The organism is Acidovorax sp. NN32 (assembly GCF_057597245.1).
The window spans coordinates 3,777,570-3,796,333 of sequence record NZ_CP199679.1 but is presented as its reverse complement, the minus strand read 5'-3'; the positions used below and the strand labels follow the sequence as shown (position 1 = coordinate 3,796,333).

Below are 18,764 nucleotides of genomic sequence, written 5' to 3'. Positions count from 1 at the left end.
GAAAACAACAAATGGGTCTGTTGAGTCTTGCAATCTGGGCACCGATTGCCTTCGGTGTACTGCTGCTGGCCATTGGGCGGGATGAGCATGCCCGCGCGGTGCGTTGGCTGGCGCTGGTGGGGGCCGTGGTTGGCTTCCTGGTGACGTTACCCCTGTACGATGGGTTCCAGCTGGGCACGGCGGCGATGCAGTTTGTCGAGAAGGCAGCCTGGATCGAACGCTTCAACATCCACTATCACCTGGGTGTGGATGGCATCTCGTTCTGGTTCGTGCCGCTGACGGCATTCATCACGGTCATCGTCGTGGTGGCTTCCTGGGAGTCCATCACCGAGCGCGTCAACCAGTACATGGGGGCTTTCCTGATCCTGTCGGGCCTCATGATTGGCGTATTCACGGCGTTGGACGGCATGCTGTTCTACGTGTTCTTCGAAGCCACGCTGATTCCGATGTACCTGATCATCGGTATCTGGGGTGGCCCCAACAAGATCTACGCGGCGTTCAAGTTCTTCCTGTATACGCTGCTCGGTTCGCTGCTGATGCTGATCGCACTGATCTTCCTGTACAACCAGTCAGGCGGCAGCTTCGACATTGCCACGTGGCACCAGTTGCCGTTGAGCCGTACGGCGCAGACGCTGCTGTTCTTTGCCTTCTTTGCGGCGTTTGCTGTGAAGGTGCCGATGTGGCCGGTGCACACCTGGCTGCCCGACGTGCACGTGGAGGCGCCCACCGGAGGCTCCGCCGTGCTGGCCGCCATCATGCTGAAGCTGGGCGCATACGGCTTCCTGCGTTTCTCCATGCCCATCGCCCCCGATGCCTCGCGCGAGTGGGCTTGGCTGATGATTGCCCTGTCGCTGATTGCCGTGATCTATGTGGGTCTGGTGGCCATGGTCCAGAAGGACATGAAGAAACTGGTGGCGTATTCGTCTGTGGCGCACATGGGCTTTGTGACTCTGGGCTTCTTTATCTTCAACGATCTGGGCGTGTCTGGCGGTCTGGTGCAGATGATTGCCCACGGCTTTGTCTCGGGCGCGATGTTCCTGTCCATTGGCGTGCTGTATGACCGCGTGCATTCGCGTGAAATCGCCGCTTACGGCGGTGTGGTCAACACCATGCCCAACTTCACGGCCTTTGCGCTGCTGTTTGCGATGGCCAACTGCGGCCTTCCAGGCACTGCCGGCTTTGTGGGCGAGTGGATGGTGATCCTTGGCGCTGTCAAGGCCAACTTCTGGATCGGTCTGGCCGCCGCCACTGCGCTGATCTTTGGTGCCGCCTACACGCTGTGGATGTTCAAGCGCGTATACCTGGGGCCAGTGGGCAATGACAACGTCAAGGGCCTGACCGACATCGACAGCCGCGAATTCCTGGTGCTTGCCTTGCTAGGCATTGCCGTTCTGGCCATGGGCCTGTATCCCCGTCCGTTCACGGACGTGATGGACACCTCGGTGGCGGAACTGCTCAAGCATGTTGCGCTGTCGAAGCTGAACTAAGAGATTCAAGAAGATGATTGACAACATCAGCTGGCTCGCGATTTACCCCGAAATCGTGCTGTTGACCATGGCCTGCGTGATCGCGCTGGTCGACCTGGGCGTGCACAGCGCCCGCCGCACCGCCACCTACGTGCTCACCCTGCTCACGCTCGCCGTGGTGGCTGGATTGCAGGCCATGTACGCCAGCAGCGGCAACACCTTCTATGGGTTTGGCAACATGGTGGTGAGCGATGCCATGGGCAACTGGCTCAAGTGCTTCGCCACGGTGGCCATGATGATCACGCTGGTCTATGCCCGACCCTACGCGGCAGATCGCGGCATGATGCGTGGCGGCGAGATGTTCACCTTGTCGATGTTTGCGCTGCTGGGCATGTTCATCATGATCTCGGGCAACAACTTCCTCGTGATCTACCTGGGTCTGGAGCTGCTGACCCTGTCGAGCTACGCGCTTGTGGCCCTGCGCCGTGACAATGCCACGGCCACAGAAGCGGCCATGAAGTATTTCGTGCTCGGCGCCATGGCCAGCGGCTTCCTGCTGTACGGCCTGTCCATGATCTACGGCGCCACGGGTTCGCTCGATATCGGTCAGGTGTTCAAGGCCGTCAATTCAGGCCAGATTCGCCACCAGGTGCTGGTTTTCGGCCTCGTGTTCGTGGTGGCCGGCCTGGCCTTCAAACTGGGTGTCGTGCCTTTCCACATGTGGATTCCCGACGTCTACCAGGGCGCTCCCACGGCGGTCACGCTCATGATCGGTGGTGCGCCCAAGCTGGCAGCGTTTGCCATCACCATCCGCCTGCTGGTGGACGGGTTGTTGCCCTTGGCCATCGACTGGCAGCAGATGCTGGCAGTGCTGGCGATTGGCTCGCTGCTCGTGGGTAACCTGGCCGCCATCGCGCAGACCAACCTCAAGCGCATGCTGGCGTACTCCACCATCTCGCAAATGGGCTTTGTGCTGCTGGGTCTGATGTCGGGTGTGGTGAACGGCAATGTGGATGCTACGGCCGTTGAGAACGCCTACAGCGCCTCGATGTTCTACGTGGTGACCTATGTGCTCACCACGCTGGCAGCCTTTGGCGTGATCTTGCTGCTGGCCCGCGAAGGCTTCGAAAGCGAGGAAATTTCGGACTTTGCTGGCCTCAACCAGCGTAGCCCCCTGTACGCCGGTGTGATGGCCGTCTGCCTGTTCTCGATGGCCGGTATTCCGCCGCTCGTGGGTTTCTACGCCAAGCTGGCCGTGCTGCAGGCGTTGGTGGCCTCAGGCCAGACCCTGTACATCGCGATGGCGGTGTTCGCAGTGATCATGTCGCTGATCGGCGCCTTCTACTACCTGCGGGTGGTGAAGGTCATGTACTTCGACGCACCGTTGACGGCCTCGAACGTGTCCGCCCCGGCGGATGTGCGTGTGGTGCTGACCCTTAACGGCGCGCTCCTGCTGGTGCTGGGCCTTCTGCCCGGCGGCTTGATGGCCCTTTGCGCTGACGCTGTCGTGCGCGCGCTGGCCACCTAAGCGTTCCCCACTGCCTGCTGTTCCTGTGTCGCTTACCGGGTCCGTCTGGCTGGTCATCGTGGCAGCGTTCATTGCTGCCAACCTGCCTTTTGTCAACCACCGCTGGCTGGCGGTAGGGCCACAGTCCAATCCGAGAAAGCCGCTGGTGGGCCGCCTGGGCGAGCTGATCCTGCTGTACTTTCTGGTGGGTGGCTTGGCGCTGTTGCTGGAGCGCAGGGCCGGGCAGATTGCTTCGCAAGGCTGGGAGTTCTATGCGATCACCGGGACGCTGTTCCTTACACTCGCCTTTCCAGGTTTTGTTTATCGTTACCTGCTGCGCCGCCACGGCTGATGGCCAGCGTGCCCAAGGTTTGCCATGAAGGTGCTTGATCTCCAATGCCGACAGGGCCATGTCTTTGAAGGCTGGTTCGCTTCGGAAGACGATTTCCAGGGCCAGAAGCTACGTGGATTGGTGCAATGCCCGCTGTGCGCGGACGATCACATTGAAAAACGCTTGAGTGCTCCCCGGCTGAACCTGGGGGCGCGCGAGCCAGCTGCACCGTCAGCCGTGCCTACACCGTCTGCCGCACCCGAGGGCGGCAGTCTCCAGGTCGGAAACTCTCCGGCACTTCCCCCCGCATTACAGGCTGCCTGGCTGGACCTTGCCCGCAAGATCGTCGCGAATACCGAGGATGTGGGTGCGCGCTTTGCGCAGGAGGCCCGGCGCATGCACCACGGTGAGGTGCAGGAGCGCGCGATTCGCGGGCAGGCCACTCCGGATGAGGCGATGGAGTTGCTGGAGGAGGGGATCGCCGTCATGCCCTTGCCTCTGCCCGCCGCCGCCAAGGAAACGCTCCAGTAGGCCATCGATGCTTGGGGCCAAAATATTAAATGTTTTAGGCTGCTGGCGCTTGATGGGTAAGACAGTATTGCTATCAATTTGATATCAATATGACGGGCGGCCTGGGATTAGCCGGAAACCCTCCGTAAACCCCCACTGTTGGCCGCGATCCGACAGTGCGGGCGTTACACCGTGAACTGCAACGCCGCCAGGCGGGCATAGACGCCGCCTTGCGCCAGCAGGGCCGTGTGGGTGCCTTGCTCAACGATGCGCCCATGTTCCAGCACCACAATGCGGTCCGCGTTCTGCACCGTGGCCAGCCTGTGGGCAATGACCAGCGTGGTGCGCCGACCTGTGTGGCGCTGCATGGCGGTATCCAACGCCGCCTGCACCATGCGTTCGCTCTCTGCGTCCAGCGCGCTGGTGGCTTCGTCCAGCAGGAGCAGGGGCGGGTTTTTGAGCATGGCCCGGGCAATGGCAATGCGCTGTCGCTGGCCGCCGGACAGCCGCACGCCCCGTTCACCCAGGAAAGTGCCATAGCCCTCGGGCAGCGCCATGATGAAGTCGTGTGCAAAGGCGGCACGTGTGGCTGCCATGACTTCTTCGTCTGTCGCCTGGGGGCGCCCGTAGCGGATGTTGTCCATGGCCGATGCCGAGAAAATCACGGCGTCCTGCGGTACGGTGCCCGTGTGCAAGCGCAGGGTTTCCAGGCGCAGTTGGCGGATGTCCACACCGTTGAGGCGGATGGCGCCCTGGGGTTGGCCCTGTGCCTCGGTGTCCACGTCGTAAAAGCGCTGCAGCAGCTGGAACACCGTGGTTTTGCCCGCGCCGCTGGCGCCCACCAGCGCCACCGTTTCGCCCGGCGCCAGGTGCAGCGTAAAGTCGTGCAGCGCGGGCTGGTCGGGGCGCGAGGGGTAGTGGAACCACACGTTCTCAAACTCCACCTCCAGCCCCCGTTCCGATACAGGCAGGTCCTGCGGCGCGATCGGGTCTGCCACGGGCGATCGGGTCGCGAGCAATTCCATCAGCCGCTCCGTGGCGCCCGCAGCGCGCAGCAGATCGCCATAGACCTCGCCCAGCACGGCCACGGCACCGGCCAGCAAGATCACATACACCACGGTCTGCCCCAGATGCCCGGCTGTCATCTTGCCCGCCAACACCGCCTCCGTGCCCCGGTACAGCCCCCAGAGCAGCAGTGCGGCGTTTGCAATGATGATGAAGGCCACGAGCAGGGCGCGGGCCCCGGTGCGCTTGATGGCGACCTGGAACGCGTTCTCGGTGGCCTGCATGAAGCGGGTGGTCTCGCGGGGTTCTGCCGTGTAACTTTGCACCACCGGCACGGCATTGAGCACCTCGGCCGCTATGGCGCTGGAATCGGCCACCCGGTCCTGGCTGTCGCGCGACAGGCGCCGCACGCGCCTGCCGATCCACATGGTGGGTAGCACCACCAGCACCACGGCCACCATGACCACCGACATGACGTAGGGGTTGGTCCACACCAGCATGGCCAGCGCCCCGACCCCCATCACGGCGTTGCGCAGTCCCATCGACAGGGAGGAGCCGACGACGGTCTGTACCAGCGTGGTGTCGGTGGTCAGGCGCGACAGCACTTCGCCGGTCTGGGTGGTCTCAAAGAACTGCGGGCTTTGTTGCAGCACATGGCCGTATACCGCGTTGCGAAGGTCGGCGGTCACCCGCTCGCCCAGCCAGCTCACCATGTAAAACCGCGCGGCGGAGAACACCCCCAGTGCCACCGCCACGGCAAACAGCGCCTCGAAATGATTGCGCAGTGCCATGGTTTGGGCCCCCTTGTCGGGGTTCACCAGGCCACCATCGACCAGGTTGCGCAAGGCCAGGGGGAAGGCCAGGGTGGCAAGCGCTGCCAGTACCAGGAACACCACCGACAGCGCGATGCGTGCGCGGTACGGTCGCAGAAAGGGAAGGAGGCCCGTCAGGGACCGTGGGGCGCCGCTGGAGGGTTGAGTGGGGGTGGAAGCCATGGGGGTCAGTGTAGAGGGACCGTCCATGCGCCGCTGGGCGCGCCATCGTGGCACTGGCAAGACAAGATGTAAGAAAAAAGTCAGTGTTCTGCCTGGCGGGCTGACGCGTGAGCGGGGGCGAGCCACAGACCGCTTTGTGCGGGGTATCGCCTCCAAAACCAGCAAGGGCGGGCGATGCCGTGCCTGTGCACCGTTGCCATGGGCACCGCCGCAGGTCGCGATGTCCGAAAGCGTAGGCGTTTATACATAGGCATTAGTCCCAGTATCTACTGCGGGGTAGGGGGGCATACGATGCACTGCGATCACAACGCATGCATGAGGACCTTGCTGGCCAAGGCTTCTTTCCCCAGCACCCAACGGAGCGACCCAGGCGCAATGAGCGACGTCATTCTTGAAACCCACAGCCTGACCAAAGAGTTCAAGGGCTTCACCGCCGTCAGCGATGTGAATCTGGCCGTCCGCCGGGGCTCCATCCATGCGCTGATCGGCCCCAACGGCGCAGGCAAGACCACGTGTTTCAACCTGCTGACCAAGTTTCTCACGCCCACCTCGGGCACTATCCGGTTCAACGGGCACGACATCACGCGAGAGCAGCCCGCACAGATCGCGCGCCGCGGCGTCATCCGCTCGTTCCAGATCTCGGCGGTGTTCCCCCACCTCACGCTGATGGAGAACGTGCGCCTGGGCCTGCAGCGCAAGCTGGGCACCTCGTTCCACTTCTGGCGCAGCGAGCGCACCCTGTCGCAACTGGACGACCGCGCGATGCAGTTGTTGACAGAAGTGGGCCTGGAAGACTTGGCCGACGAGGTGACGGTCAACCTGCCGTACGGCCGCAAGCGCGCGCTGGAGATCGCCACCACACTGGCCATGGAACCCGAGCTGATGCTGCTGGACGAGCCCACCCAGGGCATGGGCCACGAAGACGTGGACCGCGTCACCCAGCTGATCAAAAAGGTCTCTGCCGGTCGCACCATCTTGATGGTCGAGCACAACATGAAGGTCGTCTCCACCATTGCGGACCGCATCACCGTGCTGCAGCGCGGCGCAGTGCTGGCTGAGGGGCCCTACGAAGAAGTTTCGAACAACCCACAGGTCATGGAAGCCTACATGGGCACCACCGACGGTCAACTCCAAGGAGCGCATTGATGGCTGCCGCTCCCGCCCTCGAAATCAAGAACCTTGAAGCCTGGTACGGCGAGTCGCACGTGCTCCATGGTGTGGACATCGTTGTGCAGCCCGGCGAGGTGGTCACGCTGCTGGGCCGCAACGGCGCGGGCCGCACCACCACCATGCGCGCCATCATGGGCCTGACCGGTGCGCGCAAGGGCTCGGTCAAGATCCATGGTGTGGAGACCATCCACATGGCCACGCACCGCATTGCGCACCTGGGCGTGGGCTACTGCCCGGAAGAGCGCGGCATCTTCTCCAGCCTGTCGTGCGAAGAAAACCTGCTCCTGCCCCCGGCACTGAAGACCGGCACGCCCGGCATGTCGGTGCAGGAGATCTATGCCATGTTCCCCAACCTGGCCGAGCGCAAGAACAGCCAGGGCACACGCCTGTCGGGCGGCGAACAGCAGATGCTGGCCGTGGCCCGCATTCTGCGCACTGGCGCCAAGTTGCTGCTGCTCGACGAGATTTCCGAGGGCCTGGCGCCGGTCATCGTGCAGGCCTTGGCCCGCATGATCATGATGCTGCGCGAGAAAGGCTACACCGTGGTCATGGTCGAGCAGAACTTCCGCTTTGCCGCACCGCTCGCCGACCGCTTTTATGTCATGGAGCACGGCCGCATCGTCGAAAAATTCGGCGCGTCGGAGCTGGAAGAAAAGATGCCCGTGCTCACCGAACTGCTGGGCGTTTGAACGCGCCCCGAAGTCTTGCTTCCCGTTTTCTTCAACCACACCCACAGGAGACAATCCATGAAGAACAAACTCAAAACGCTGGCACTGGTGCTGGGCGCCGCTGGCCTGGCCACCTCGGCCGCGCATGCGCAAGACAAGGTCAAGATCGGCTTCATCACCGACATGTCCAGCCTGTACGCCGACGTGGAGGGCAAGAACGGTGCGGTGGCCATCCAGATGGCGATTGATGATTTTGGCGGCAAGGTGCTGGGCATGCCCATCGAGCTGCTCACCGCAGACCACCAGAACAAGGCCGACATCGCGGCTTCCAAGGCCCGCGAGTGGATCGACACCCAGGGCCTGACCATGCTGTTTGGTGGCACCAACTCTGGCACGGCCCTGGCATCGGCCAAGGTGGCGGCCGAAAAGAAACGTGTGTACATCAACAACGGCGCCGCCAGTTCGGCGCTGACCAACGACCAGTGCACGCCCTACACCGTGCACTATGCCTATGACACCGTGGCGTTGGCCAAGGGCACGGGTTCGGCCATCGTGGATACCGGCGGCAAGTCCTGGTACTTCCTCACGGCAGACTATGCGTTCGGCCATGCACTCGAAGCCGACACCAGCACGGTGGTCAAGGCCAAGGGCGGCACCGTGGTGGGCACCGTGCGCCACCCGCTCAACGCGTCCGACTTCTCGTCCTTCCTGTTGCAGGCGCAGAACTCCAAGGCACAGATTCTGGGTCTCGCCAATGCTGGCGGCGACACCATCAACGCCATCAAGGCTGCCAAGGAGTTCGGGATTGGCAAGAGCATGAAACTGGCGGGTCTGCTGATCTTCATCAGCGACGTGCACAGCCTGGGCCTGCGCAACACCGAAGGCCTGCAATTCACCACCAGCTGGTACTGGGATCTGAACGACGACACGCGCAAGTTTGCCGCGCGTTTCTTCGAGAAGACCAAGCGCATGCCTACCGAAATCCAGGCGGCCGATTACTCCGCCACGATGAACTACCTCAAGGCCGTGGAAGCAGCCAAGACGGTGGATGCCGACAAGGTCATGGCCACATGGCGCGGCATGAAGATGAACGACTTCTTTGCGTCGGGCCAGCTGCGCCCCGATGGCCGTTACGTGCATGACATGTACCTGATGGAAGTGAAGAAGCCTTCGGAGTCCACCAAGCCCTGGGACTACTACAAGCTCGTCAAGAAGCTGCCCGGCGACACGGTGTTCACCACCAAGGCTGAGAGCAAGTGCGCGCTCTGGAAGTAAAGCCCTGAGCCGGACTCAACGCGCACAGCCGCCCAGATGACTGGCCTGGCGCGTTGTGCCCCCTGACCTGAACCCCCTCCACCTGCCGCTGCCTCCCATGGAAATTTTTGGTGTCTCATTGCCGGGCCTGTTGAGCCAGCTCCTTCTGGGGCTGGTCAATGGGTCGTTCTACGCCATCCTCAGTCTCGGCCTGGCCGTGATCTTTGGCCTGCTCAACGTCATCAACTTCGCCCACGGGGCGCTGTTCATGACGGGCGCCCTGATGACCTGGATGGCGATGAACTACTTCGGCATCAACTATTGGTGGATGCTGGTGCTGGCGCCGCTGGTGGTGGGCTTGTTTGGGGTGTTGATCGAGCGCCTGCTGCTGCGCTGGATCTACAAGCTCGACCATCTTTATGGCCTGCTGCTTACGCTCGGACTCACCTTGCTGATTGAAGGCGTGTTCCGCTCCATCTATGGCGTGTCGGGCCTGGGCTATGACACCCCTGAGCTCCTGGAAGGTGCGACCAACCTGGGCTTCATGATCCTGCCCAACTACCGGGCCTGGGTGGTGGTGGCCTCGGTGGTGGTGTGCCTGGCCACCTGGTATGTGATCGAGAAGACCAAGCTCGGCGCTTATCTGCGCGCTGGCACTGAAAACCCACGCCTGGTGGAAGCTTTCGGCATCAACGTGCCCGTGATGGTGACCCTGACCTACGCCTTTGGCGCCGCGCTGGCTGCCTTCGCTGGCGTGCTGGCGGCCCCGGTCTACCAGGTCACGCCGCTCATGGGCCAGAACCTCATCATCGTGGTGTTTGCCGTGGTGGTGATTGGCGGCATGGGCTCCATCATGGGCTCCATCCTGACCGGGCTGGGCCTGGGCGTCATCGAAGGCTTCACCAAGGTCTTCTATCCCGAAGCATCGTCCACCGTGGTGTTTGTCATCATGGTCATCGTTCTCCTCATCCGCCCCGCCGGCCTGTTCGGCAAAGAAAAATAAGGGGCAGCCAGCATGAATCTCAAGAACACTGCCACCATCGGCTACGGCCTGCTACTGCTGGGCCTGATTGCCGCACCCTTCCTTGGTGCCTATCCCATCTTTGTGATGAAGCTCATGTGCTTTGCACTGTTTGCTTCGGCGTTCAACCTGCTGCTGGGCTACACCGGCCTGCTGTCATTCGGGCATGCAGCATTTTTGGGCGGGGCGGCCTACGTGGCGGGGCATGCCATCAAGGTGTGGGGCCTCACGCCCGAGGTGGGCCTGCTGCTGGGCACGGCCGGGGGGGCTTTGCTGGGCCTGCTGTTTGGCTGGCTGGCCATCCGCCGCCAGGGCATTTATTTTTCAATGATCACGCTGGCGCTGGCCCAGATGCTGTTCTTTGTGTGCTTGCAAGCGCCCTTCACCGGGGGTGAAGACGGCTTGCAGGGCGTGCCGCGCGGCAAGCTCTTTGGCCTGATCGATCTGAAGGACGATCTGGTCATGTACTACGTGGCGCTGGTCATCGTGGTGGCTGCGTTCCTGGTTATCGTGCGCACCATCCACTCGCCGTTCGGCCAGGTGCTCAAGGGAATCAAAGAGAACGAGCCCCGCGCAATCTCTCTGGGGTACGACACGCACCGCTTCAAGCTGCTGGCCTTTGTGCTGTCGGCTGCGCTGGCGGGGCTGGCGGGCTCCCTCAAGACGCTTGTGCTCGGCTTTGCCACGCTGTCGGACGTGCACTGGACGGCCTCGGGTCAGGTCATCCTGATGACGCTGGTGGGCGGCCTGGGCACACTGTCGGGCCCGCTCATCGGCTCGGCCGTGGTGGTTCTGCTCGAAAACAAGATCGGTGAATTCGGCAACCTGCTGGCGGCGCTGACTAGCGTGGAGTGGTTCAAGACCCTGGGCGAATCCGTCACCATGGTCACGGGCCTGATCTTCGTGATCTGCGTGCTGGCCTTCCGCCGGGGCATCATGGGCGAGATCATTGCCTGGCTGGCACAGCGCCGGGCGGGCAACACGGCCAAGCACTGACCCCCCCATTGCCCGCAACGGCGGGCTGCTACCTGGATGCTGCTTAAAAGCCGCTGCCGCCCTCACAGGCGCAGCGGCTTTGCATATCCGGTCATCTCCAGATAGCCCCGGCCCACAGGCTGCCCACTGCCGTCCAGCAGGTCGGACAGCCCCTCCCAGTAAATCGCGCCGCTGGACCCGCTGCTGTCCAGCTCCTGGTTGTCCAACAGCGCGCCCACCTCAAACTGCCCCACCGGCGTCAGCACCCGCCACTGCACCGGGTAGCGCGCGCCGCTGTGCGGGCTGGTCCAGGTGCGCAGCGGGGTAAAGATCACGGCCTGCGCACCAAACACCTGCACGGCCTGCCCGGGTGCCCGCCACGACCCTCCGGCCCACAGCGCCGACCCATCCGCGCGCCGCAGGCGGAAGGCCGTGAGCGCGCTGCCGTCGGCCAGGTTCATGCCGATCCAGTCCCAGCCCTGGGCCTCGGGGTGCATCAGCGCCTCGCTCCACTCGTGGTCCATCCACGCGCGGCCGGTGCCCGGCTCCACCACCATGCGGCGGCCCGCCACTGTCAGGTGCCCGCTCACGGCCAGCTGCGGCTGGCTGTAGTAGTAGCTCGCCTGCGTCGCTTCCGGCCCCTTGCGCGACAGGCCTTGCTGGCCTTGCAGCAGCACGGGCTGCGTGCTGTCGAACTGCAGCTCCAGCCCCAGCTCGCTGCCGGTGATGCGCGTGGTGTAGCGGCTGCGCGGCGCCTCTCCGGGCGTGTTGTGGGACACATCAACGCGCTCCAGCGTCCAGTCCTGCAGGCGGATGTGTGTGTCGGCCTGGCTGGCCTGCGCCACACCAAAGCCCGCGCGCGCAATGCGCTGGTCATGCTGCAGGCGCTGGCCTTTCACATCGGTGATGGCCGCATGCGCAAACAGCAGCTGCTTGGCAGCAAACGCCGACTGCAGGCCCTGTGTGGCGTCCACCCGTGAGCGGAAAAACGTGAGCTGAAACCCCCAAGGCTGGCCCTGCGCTTGCACATGGCCGGTGATGTACCACCACTCGGTGCGCAGCTCCGGGTGGCTGCCGTGGTCGCGCGGAAAGGCCAGAGCGCGCGCGGGCAGTGCTTGCGCCGCACCCGGCCAGAGCAGCGCACCCAGCCCGGCTGCCTGCAGGCTGGCCCCCATCAGCCACTGGCGGCGTGTGGAGCTGTGCATGGTGTGGGGATCAAGGTACGGGATGGAATTGCGGGACGGGGCAGGGCGCTCAGCCCATCAACGCATCCACCTTCTGCTGCGCCGCTGAGCAATCGCCAAACGTGCGGTCCACCCAGTCGGTGTCGAAGTACGTGGGCAGGTAGCGCTCGCCCGCATCGCACAGCAGCGACAGGATGGAGCCGCGCTCGCCCCGCTCGCGCATCTCGCTGGCCAGCGTGAGCATGGCTACAAAGTTGGTGCCCGTGGACGGCCCCACACGCCGTCCCAGCAACTGCGACAGCGCGCGCATGGCAGCAACCGATTTGCAGTCCGCCACATCCACCATGCGGTCCACCAGCGTGCGGATAAAGCTCGGCTCCACACGCGGCCGGCCGATGCCCTCGATGCGTGAGCCCGGCGCTGTCAGCGCGGCATCGCCTGTGCGGTGGTAGGCGCTGAACACCGAACCCGCCGGGTCGGCCACACACACTTGGGTGGCATGGCGCTGGTAGCGCACATAGCGGCCAATGGTGGCGCTGGTGCCGCCCGTGCCCGCGCCCACCACAATCCAGCGCGGCACCGGGTGCGGCTCGCGCGCCATCTGCGTGAACATGCTCTCGGCAATGTTGTTGTTGCCGCGCCAGTCGGTGGCCCGCTCGGCATAGGTGAACTGGTCCATGTAGTGGCCGCCGGTTTCGGCGGCAATGGTGCGGGCCGCGTCGTACACCGCGCCCGCGCTGTCCACGAAGTGGCAACGCCCGCCATGGAACTCGATTTGCGCAATTTTTTCGGGCGACGTGGTGCGCGGCATCACCGCCACGAACGGCAGCCCTAGCAGCCGCGCAAAGTAGGCTTCGCTCACTGCGGTGGAGCCGCTGGACGATTCGACGATGGTCGAGCCCTCATGCACCCAGCCATTGCACAGTGCATACAGAAACAGCGACCGTGCCAGCCTGTGCTTGAGGCTGCCTGTGGGGTGGGTGGATTCGTCCTTGAGGTACAGGTCAATGCCATGCACGGCAAAGGCAGGCAGGCGCAGTGGGATCAGGTGCGTGTCGGCGCTGCGCTGGTAGTCGGCTTCGATGCGGGCGATGGCTTCGTGGAGCCAGGGAGAAGCGGAGGGCTGTTTCTGCATGGGCTGCATTGTCGCAGCCCTCGTCGGGTCACCAGGGTGGTCAAAGCCCGTAGAACGCCTGGTTGGCCTCTATGCGCTGGGCTTGTGCCTCAGGGTAGCGGCGTTCGGCCAGCAGCCGCTGCAGCGCGGCACGGCCCAGATCACGGTGGGGGGTGTAGAAGGCACTGACGGCCATCTCGTCCAGTGCACGCCAGGCGTACACCTGTGTGTCCACAAAAAGAATGTCTGCGGGTTGCGCGATCTGCGACGCCTGCAGCGCAAACACCGTGGCGAGCGCATGTTCTCCACGTTCGCGGTGGTAGCGGGCCAGTTCGCACAGCGGTTCAGCCCGCTGGGGGCGGGCTGCGTAGGCGGCCAGATAGGCCTCGCGCACAGTGGCGGCGGGGGCCTGGTTGCGCTCGTGCAGCACGGCGATCTGGAACAGGGCGTACCAGCGCTCTTCTTCCCAGCCCCCCATGTCCACCCGGCGCTGGTACCACAACAAGCTGGGCTCGATCTTCCCGGCATCACGGCAGCTCTGGGCCAGGTAGAACACGTTGCGCGTGTTGGTGGGGTCGTCCCGCACGGCCTGCTCCAGCAAGGCCATGTCGCGCAGGTAAGTCTCCGGGTCGCGTGCACGGGCGCCATCATGGGAGACGTGAATGACCGGCCCCTGCAGCGTCTGCCAGGGGCCGTGCTGCTTGGCGGTCAGGTACTCGTGCAGCACGCCCTCCCAGTGCCAGCCGATGCGTGTGGCAATCAGGCTGTTGCGCTGGTATTCCCAGCCGTCCATGTGGCAGGTCAGGGTGTAGCCGTCGGCCGAGAGCGCGGGCCAGGAAAAGTCGGGCGGCACACGCAGTTGCTCGTCGGCATCAATGAAGAGCAGGTAGCCGCCATAGGGGCGTGCCAACTCCAGTGCTTCGTTGCGGTTGTGCGCAAAGTTTTTCCAGGGGCGCTCGAACAGCGTGCCGGGAACGTCGTGCATGAACTCGCGGACGATGTCCTGCGTGCCATCGGTGGAGCCCGTGTCCACGATGACCCAGTGGTCTATCCAGGGCTTGACCGAAGCAAGGCACCGGGTGATCACCGGGGCCTCGTTCTTGATGATCATGTTGAGCACGACGGGGGGCATGTGTCGCATAGGTCTTCAGCGTGGGCTTTAGAGGCGGGGAATCCGGACCCCGGCAGATTGCGCGCAGGCCGGTGTTGGCAGTCTGCGCGGTCCCCGCCAGTTGTCCTCTGGCGGGGGCGGTGTCTCCATCCTATCTGCAAGCAAGCAACCAGAAAGCTACGGATCGCATTGACTGGGGCCGGTTATGCCGGGGCCGGCCTCTTGAATCACTCGCAATGCACGGCGCTGATGGCGGTTCCTTCGATCGCGCTTCCCCCAGAGGTAAAGCCGCCAACGTTGGTTGTGCTCATCTGCAGCGCAATGTTGTCAGTGGGCAAGAGGGCCACCGCCGTGGTGCTGGTGCAGGTGGCAGCAGGTGTAGCGCCCACCGTGCAACTCAGACCCGTCGAGGCACCGTTCTTATAGAGCGTCACCGTCAGGGGAATCGTTGGCACGGCCGTGTAGTTTCTCACGTGCAGCTTTGTGGTGGTGCAGGTCGCAAAGGCTGGGGACGAGGCATTGGCGAACACCGTTGGGTCGATGGTGCAGGCCGACCCTGCAGTGAACGCGCATCGCGAATAGTCAAAGTTGCCGCCAGACATGCCTCCGATACCAAAAGGCACAAAAGCGGCCGAGTCGGTCGTCGCTGGCATGATCGCCGCGGTGCCGAACAGGATGCCGCCGCCTCCGCCGCCTGCGGCCCCAGTGGCTCCGGTTGCCCCCGTTGGTCCTGTGGGGCCTGCAATCCCTTGAGTCCCTTGGATGCCCTGGGGGCCGGGCACGGTGCTGTCGGCACCAGTCGGCCCGACAGGTCCTTGAACTCCCGGCACACCCTGGATTCCTTGGGGGCCGGGCACCGTGCTGTCTGCGCCAGTGGCGCCTGTTGCTCCGGTGGCCCCGGTAGATCCAGTCGCCCCCGTGGCTCCGGTCGCACCTGTTGCGCCAGTGGCACCTGTGCCAGAGGCGCCAGTCGCTCCGGTGGCACCTGCGGGGCCTGTAGCGCCCATCGCGCCCGTCGCTCCTGCCGCGCCGGTGACCCCCGTGGGTCCGGCAATGCCTGTGGGTCCGGTAGCCCCGGTAGGGCCTGTTGCACCGGTGGCGCCAGAACCGACACCCCCTGCACAAGGCCCCAGACGGCCTGTGGGGCCATCAAAGCACGTGAGGTTGGTGTTGGCGGTGGCGCCGCTCAGGCCGGGGGCGCGCACCTCACCGCTGTCTTGCACACGAAACCGTTCCTGGCCGCCGGGGCTCTTGACCACAAATCCACCACCGCTGGGGACCGTGAAGGACAAATCCGCCGCCAGGGCCAGCGGCGTGTACGCGTAGGCCACACCCAGGGCGGTCACCAAGGAGAGAGTTTTGTATTTGGTCTTCATGGTTGGTAAGACTGAGAAGAAGGGGATGGGTCGAGAAGCCCCAGAGGGGTGTGACCACTCAGGTCTTGCACTCAAGGGCCGAACGAAAGCGGCGCTGCAACGCTGGCTGGCAGTCCTACGGCTGCTGGCGTCACCGGGGTTAGTGGGAACATGTGTTGGGTAGAGGCCGAGGAGGTGCAAGCTCCGGTGGTGCTGTCTTCAATGGAGGCTACCGTGATACCTAGCGTGGCTTGTGGAACGGGAGTGGCCAAACCATTGGCGTCGGGGTTCGCAAGGGTGTAAAGCTGGCCTGTTGTCCGATAGATCACGGTCTTGGCAAAACGTGGATTGCCCGAAGTTCCCCCGCTGCCGCCATAGGGCGTACCTGTGCAGTCCGCAGAAGTAAAGTAAATAGAAGATTCGTTCTGAACCGTGCCGTTGAAGCGCAATTTGACGTAGTGCTTTGTCGAAGTCAGGAAGGCTACAAACGACTGGCTGCTGACGGACATGTCGACGACAGTACCAAGGTTGACGCCGTTGTTGTCTTGAACGGTTACCCCGCCACCTGATGTGCCCGCCGCCCCTGTGGCGCCAGTCGCGCCCGTCGGTCCGGTAGGCCCTGCAATCCCTTGAATGCCCTGGAGGCCCTGTGGTCCGGGCACTACGCTGTCTGCGCCGGTTGGCCCCGTGGGACCTTGAATGCCTTGAAGCCCTTGAGGCCCTGCCACCATGCTATCTGCTCCGGTCGCGCCTGTGGAGCCTGTGGCTCCGGTCGCTCCGGTGGAGCCGGTAGGCCCTGTGGCGCCAGTCGTTCCCGTGGCGCCTGTCCCGGTGGCACCCGTTGCGCCGGTCGGACCGGTAGGGCCGGTGGCACCCGTGGCGCCAGATCCGATACCTGCCGCACAGGGCCCGAGGCGCCCGGCGCCATCAAAGCAGGTGAGGTTGTTGGCGGTGGGGGCACCGTTCAGGCCGGGGACGGTGACCTCGCCAGTGCCCTGCACACGAAACCGTTCCTGGGCACCGCCCGGGCTCTTGATCACAAAACCGCCGCCGCTGGGCGGGGTGAAGCTGATATCGGCAGCCAGGACCAGTGGCGTGTGCAGTGCGTAGGCGGCTCCCAGCACAGCGAACAAGTGGCGTGGTTGGTACTTGGGCTTCATGGTGGTGTGCTGGGCTGGTTGAGGGTGTGGCTTCTGGATGAAGCTCTGGGAAGTGTGGCGGGACAATGCCAAGTCAGGTATCACCCCGTGACGCAAGCCGCCGCTTGTCGGCAACCGCGAAAGCGAGCTGAACAGTGATGCAGCCGACTGTCCCACATCAGTGGGTTGCGCGGCTCATCACAAAGACATTCCATCCAATGCGTTGGACGGGGCATGTGCGTTGTTGCATCCATGCCCCGTGTGCGGTACGCGATGGGGGAAGGTCCTCAACTACTGGCAGATGGCGTAGGCCATGGCCTGAAGTGATGCTCCGAACACGCTGTACTCACAGGTCCATTGGGTCGTTGAAGCTGGGTAGCCGCCCCCAAAATAGTGGGCATCGGCGTTTTGTGTAATGCGGCATCCCCCACTGACCACCGTTTTCCCTCCAGTGCACGTTGCCGTCACCGAAACCGCACCAGCATTGGCGGCCCATGATCCAGGGTTGGTTACCGTCTCCAGTGTCAATGGCCCCGCAACCCCTGTGGCACCAGTCGCTCCAGTAGCGCCAGTAGGTCCAGTTGCACCGGTGGTCCCTGTGGGCCCGGGCACGGTACTGTCTGCACCGGTAGCGCCGGTAGGCCCCGGAATGCCCTGCAGGCCTTGAGCCCCTGTAGGCCCCGTAGGCCCTTGGACGGTGCTGTCTGCACCCGTGGCGCCCGTTGCACCTGTGACCCCCGTGGGGCCCGTCACACCGGTAGCGCCCGTGGCCCCGGTGGCGCCTGTTGCGCCCGTGGCACCGGTGCCCGAAGCGCCGGTCGCTCCAGTGGCACCTGTCGGGCCGGTGGCGCCAGTAACACCAGCAGTACCTGTGGTACCTGTGGCACCGGTGGGGCCGGTCACGCCTGTTGCACCGGTCGCCCCGGTGGGGCCTGTTGCGCCCGTGGCGCCGGAGCCAATGCCTGCGGCACAAGGCCCCAGGCGCCCGGCGCCATCAAAGCAGGTGAGGTTGTTGGCGGTGGGGGCCCCGTTCAAGCCGGGGACGGTGACCTCGCCAGTGCCCTGCACACGAAACCGCTCCTGGGCACCGCCTGGGCTCTTGATCACAAAACCGCCGCCGCTGGGCGGGGTGAAGCTGATATCTGCAGCCAGGGCCAGGGGCGTGTGCAGTGCATAGACAGCGCTCAGGGCGCAGATCAGACGCAGAGGATGAAAAGATGACTTCATGGATGAAAACTCCTGGTTCCGGCAGTTTCAGATGCGTCGATTGCCCGTTGCGCCTGGGGCACGGCGTTGGTGCCACAAGGCTGCCAAGCCCATCAACAATGCCATCAGCATGAGGCCGTATTCGCTCAAAGTTGGAATGTTGGTGGCTGCTGCCGCGCCGCCGATTTGCACGCCGCCATTGACAGTGGCGTTGTCACGGGTGACCGTTGCGCCGGGGCCCAGGTTGATGACGGCAGTGCCGCCGCCCGAGGAGACCAGCTGGATGTTTTGACCGGGCGCTCCTTGCAGAGTCAGGGTGCCCAGCACGGTGATGTTGGCGCCTGCGGGGATGACAAAGGTGCGGCCCGTGGTGCTGGACAAGGTCAGGTTCTGGAACACGAAATTGCCACTGATCTGGCTGGTGTTGCCGATGCAGCCGTCGCGCAGCACCACTGTGTTGTTGCCGGTGTCGATGGGGCCTGTGGCGGAGAGATTGCCACCCACCGAGATGATCCCGTTGCTGCCGGAGACGATGGCACTGGAGCCGAAGGTAACGTCGCTGTCTACACTCAGCGTGCCACCGATGTTGAGCGTGCCTTGCATATCCACGGTGCTACAGCTCAAATCAACGATGGAGCCGCTTGGAGCGTCCAGCGAGGCGCCGGGTGGAATGACAATTTGCGCTGCCGCAGGGGCGCACAAGCACAAGGCCATGGCACAACCGGCCAAAAGGCGTGAAATCTTTCGTTGCAT

17 protein-coding genes are annotated in these 18,764 nt (G+C 63.9%); 9 read left to right on the top strand and 8 right to left on the bottom strand.

Annotated features, from left to right (window positions below; all coding sequences use genetic code 11):
• The first annotated feature begins 11 nt into the window (after nt 1–11).
• From ACT89O_RS17480 to ACT89O_RS17465, 4 genes are read left to right on the top strand one after another with little or no spacing between them, the layout of a single operon-like run.
• Nucleotides 12–1,487 carry an NADH-quinone oxidoreductase subunit M gene (locus ACT89O_RS17480; RefSeq protein ID WP_055393242.1) on the top strand — a complete coding sequence of 492 codons (1,476 nt, stop codon included), beginning with the start codon at nt 12–14 and terminating at the stop codon, nt 1,485–1,487.
• Nucleotides 1,488–1,500: 13 nt separating this feature from the next.
• Nucleotides 1,501–2,994, top strand: coding sequence for an NADH-quinone oxidoreductase subunit NuoN (gene nuoN / locus ACT89O_RS17475; RefSeq protein ID WP_055393244.1), 1,494 nt, complete (start codon nt 1,501–1,503; stop codon nt 2,992–2,994).
• A gap of 25 nt (nt 2,995–3,019) precedes the next feature.
• Nucleotides 3,020–3,325, top strand: a complete 306-nt coding sequence (locus ACT89O_RS17470) for a DUF2818 family protein (protein WP_055393246.1) — start codon at nt 3,020–3,022, stop codon at nt 3,323–3,325.
• Between the two features lie 24 nt (nt 3,326–3,349).
• Nucleotides 3,350–3,835 (top strand): DUF1178 family protein, encoded by a 486-nt coding sequence (locus tag ACT89O_RS17465; protein ID WP_487260713.1) that lies wholly within the window; start codon nt 3,350–3,352, stop codon nt 3,833–3,835.
• A 164-nt stretch (nt 3,836–3,999) separates the two neighbouring features.
• Here the strand turns inward: ACT89O_RS17465 and ACT89O_RS17460 are convergent, their stop codons facing one another.
• The gene (locus ACT89O_RS17460; RefSeq protein WP_218300599.1) at nt 4,000–5,814 is read right to left on the bottom strand and encodes an ABC transporter transmembrane domain-containing protein; all 1,815 of its coding nucleotides are present in this window, start codon (nt 5,812–5,814) and stop codon (nt 4,000–4,002) included.
• Nucleotides 5,815–6,189: 375 nt separating this feature from the next.
• Here ACT89O_RS17460 and ACT89O_RS17455 point away from each other — a divergent pair, with 375 nt between their 5' ends.
• The 5 genes from ACT89O_RS17455 (at nt 6,190) to ACT89O_RS17435 (ending at nt 10,923) form a co-directional block, all read left to right on the top strand.
• Entirely contained in the window at nt 6,190–6,960 is a 771-nt protein-coding gene (locus ACT89O_RS17455; RefSeq protein ID WP_055393252.1) for an ABC transporter ATP-binding protein, read from the top strand.
• Nucleotides 6,960–7,673 carry an ABC transporter ATP-binding protein gene (locus ACT89O_RS17450; RefSeq protein WP_055393254.1) on the top strand — a complete coding sequence of 238 codons (714 nt, stop codon included), beginning with the start codon at nt 6,960–6,962 and terminating at the stop codon, nt 7,671–7,673. Before ACT89O_RS17455 ends, ACT89O_RS17450 begins: the two co-directional genes overlap by 1 nt.
• Nucleotides 7,674–7,730: 57 nt before the next feature.
• Complete coding sequence (locus ACT89O_RS17445) at nt 7,731–8,927, top strand: ABC transporter substrate-binding protein (protein WP_055393256.1); 1,197 nt, start codon at nt 7,731–7,733, stop codon at nt 8,925–8,927.
• Between the two features lie 97 nt (nt 8,928–9,024).
• Entirely contained in the window at nt 9,025–9,909 is an 885-nt protein-coding gene (locus ACT89O_RS17440) for a branched-chain amino acid ABC transporter permease (RefSeq protein WP_010463953.1), read from the top strand.
• A 12-nt stretch (nt 9,910–9,921) separates the two neighbouring features.
• Complete coding sequence (locus ACT89O_RS17435) at nt 9,922–10,923, top strand: branched-chain amino acid ABC transporter permease (RefSeq protein ID WP_055393257.1); 1,002 nt, start codon at nt 9,922–9,924, stop codon at nt 10,921–10,923.
• 62 nt (nt 10,924–10,985) lie between these two features.
• Here ACT89O_RS17435 and ACT89O_RS17430 read toward each other — a convergent pair whose 3' ends face one another.
• The 7 genes from ACT89O_RS17430 to ACT89O_RS17400 form a co-directional block, all read right to left on the bottom strand.
• Nucleotides 10,986–12,107 (bottom strand): lipocalin-like domain-containing protein, encoded by a 1,122-nt coding sequence (locus ACT89O_RS17430; protein ID WP_487260712.1) that lies wholly within the window; start codon nt 12,105–12,107, stop codon nt 10,986–10,988.
• 49 nt (nt 12,108–12,156) lie between these two features.
• Nucleotides 12,157–13,230, bottom strand: a complete 1,074-nt coding sequence (locus ACT89O_RS17425) for a PLP-dependent cysteine synthase family protein (RefSeq protein WP_487260711.1) — start codon at nt 13,228–13,230, stop codon at nt 12,157–12,159.
• 31 nt (nt 13,231–13,261) lie between these two features.
• Entirely contained in the window at nt 13,262–14,332 is a 1,071-nt protein-coding gene (locus ACT89O_RS17420; RefSeq protein ID WP_487260710.1) for a tetratricopeptide repeat-containing glycosyltransferase, read from the bottom strand.
• 206 nt (nt 14,333–14,538) lie between these two features.
• Complete coding sequence (locus ACT89O_RS17415; RefSeq protein ID WP_487260709.1) at nt 14,539–15,687, bottom strand: collagen-like protein; 1,149 nt, start codon at nt 15,685–15,687, stop codon at nt 14,539–14,541.
• 71 nt (nt 15,688–15,758) lie between these two features.
• Nucleotides 15,759–16,175, bottom strand: coding sequence for a hypothetical protein (locus tag ACT89O_RS17410; RefSeq protein ID WP_487260708.1), 417 nt, complete (start codon nt 16,173–16,175; stop codon nt 15,759–15,761).
• A 921-nt stretch (nt 16,176–17,096) separates the two neighbouring features.
• Nucleotides 17,097–18,032, bottom strand: a complete 936-nt coding sequence (locus ACT89O_RS17405; protein WP_487260707.1) for a collagen-like protein — start codon at nt 18,030–18,032, stop codon at nt 17,097–17,099.
• A 27-nt stretch (nt 18,033–18,059) separates the two neighbouring features.
• On the bottom strand, nt 18,060–18,614 hold the full coding sequence (locus tag ACT89O_RS17400) for an IPTL-CTERM sorting domain-containing protein (RefSeq protein WP_238385445.1): 555 nt from the start codon (nt 18,612–18,614) through the stop codon (nt 18,060–18,062).
• Nucleotides 18,615–18,764: the final 150 nt, after the last annotated feature.

Bases quoted from the DNA above. Each gene is read 5' to 3' on its own strand.
- ACT89O_RS17480 (WP_055393242.1), top strand. From the start codon at position 12: ATGGGTCTGTTGAGTCTTGCAATCTGGGCACCGATTGCCTTCGGTGTA.
- nuoN (WP_055393244.1), top strand. From the start codon at position 1,501: ATGATTGACAACATCAGCTGGCTCGCGATTTACCCCGAAATCGTGCTG.
- ACT89O_RS17465 (WP_487260713.1), top strand. From the start codon at position 3,350: ATGAAGGTGCTTGATCTCCAATGCCGACAGGGCCATGTCTTTGAAGGC.
- ACT89O_RS17460 (WP_218300599.1), bottom strand. From the start codon at position 5,814: ATGGCTTCCACCCCCACTCAACCCTCCAGCGGCGCCCCACGGTCCCTG.
- ACT89O_RS17455 (WP_055393252.1), top strand. From the start codon at position 6,190: ATGAGCGACGTCATTCTTGAAACCCACAGCCTGACCAAAGAGTTCAAG.
- ACT89O_RS17450 (WP_055393254.1), top strand. From the start codon at position 6,960: ATGGCTGCCGCTCCCGCCCTCGAAATCAAGAACCTTGAAGCCTGGTAC.
- ACT89O_RS17445 (WP_055393256.1), top strand. From the start codon at position 7,731: ATGAAGAACAAACTCAAAACGCTGGCACTGGTGCTGGGCGCCGCTGGC.
- ACT89O_RS17440 (WP_010463953.1), top strand. From the start codon at position 9,025: ATGGAAATTTTTGGTGTCTCATTGCCGGGCCTGTTGAGCCAGCTCCTT.
- ACT89O_RS17435 (WP_055393257.1), top strand. From the start codon at position 9,922: ATGAATCTCAAGAACACTGCCACCATCGGCTACGGCCTGCTACTGCTG.
- ACT89O_RS17430 (WP_487260712.1), bottom strand. From the start codon at position 12,107: ATGCACAGCTCCACACGCCGCCAGTGGCTGATGGGGGCCAGCCTGCAG.
- ACT89O_RS17425 (WP_487260711.1), bottom strand. From the start codon at position 13,230: ATGCAGCCCATGCAGAAACAGCCCTCCGCTTCTCCCTGGCTCCACGAA.
- ACT89O_RS17420 (WP_487260710.1), bottom strand. From the start codon at position 14,332: ATGCCCCCCGTCGTGCTCAACATGATCATCAAGAACGAGGCCCCGGTG.
- ACT89O_RS17415 (WP_487260709.1), bottom strand. From the start codon at position 15,687: ATGAAGACCAAATACAAAACTCTCTCCTTGGTGACCGCCCTGGGTGTG.
- ACT89O_RS17410 (WP_487260708.1), bottom strand. From the start codon at position 16,175: ATGTCCGTCAGCAGCCAGTCGTTTGTAGCCTTCCTGACTTCGACAAAG.
- ACT89O_RS17405 (WP_487260707.1), bottom strand. From the start codon at position 18,032: ATGAAGTCATCTTTTCATCCTCTGCGTCTGATCTGCGCCCTGAGCGCT.
- ACT89O_RS17400 (WP_238385445.1), bottom strand. From the start codon at position 18,614: ATGCAAGGCACGCTCAACATCGGTGGCACGCTGAGTGTAGACAGCGAC.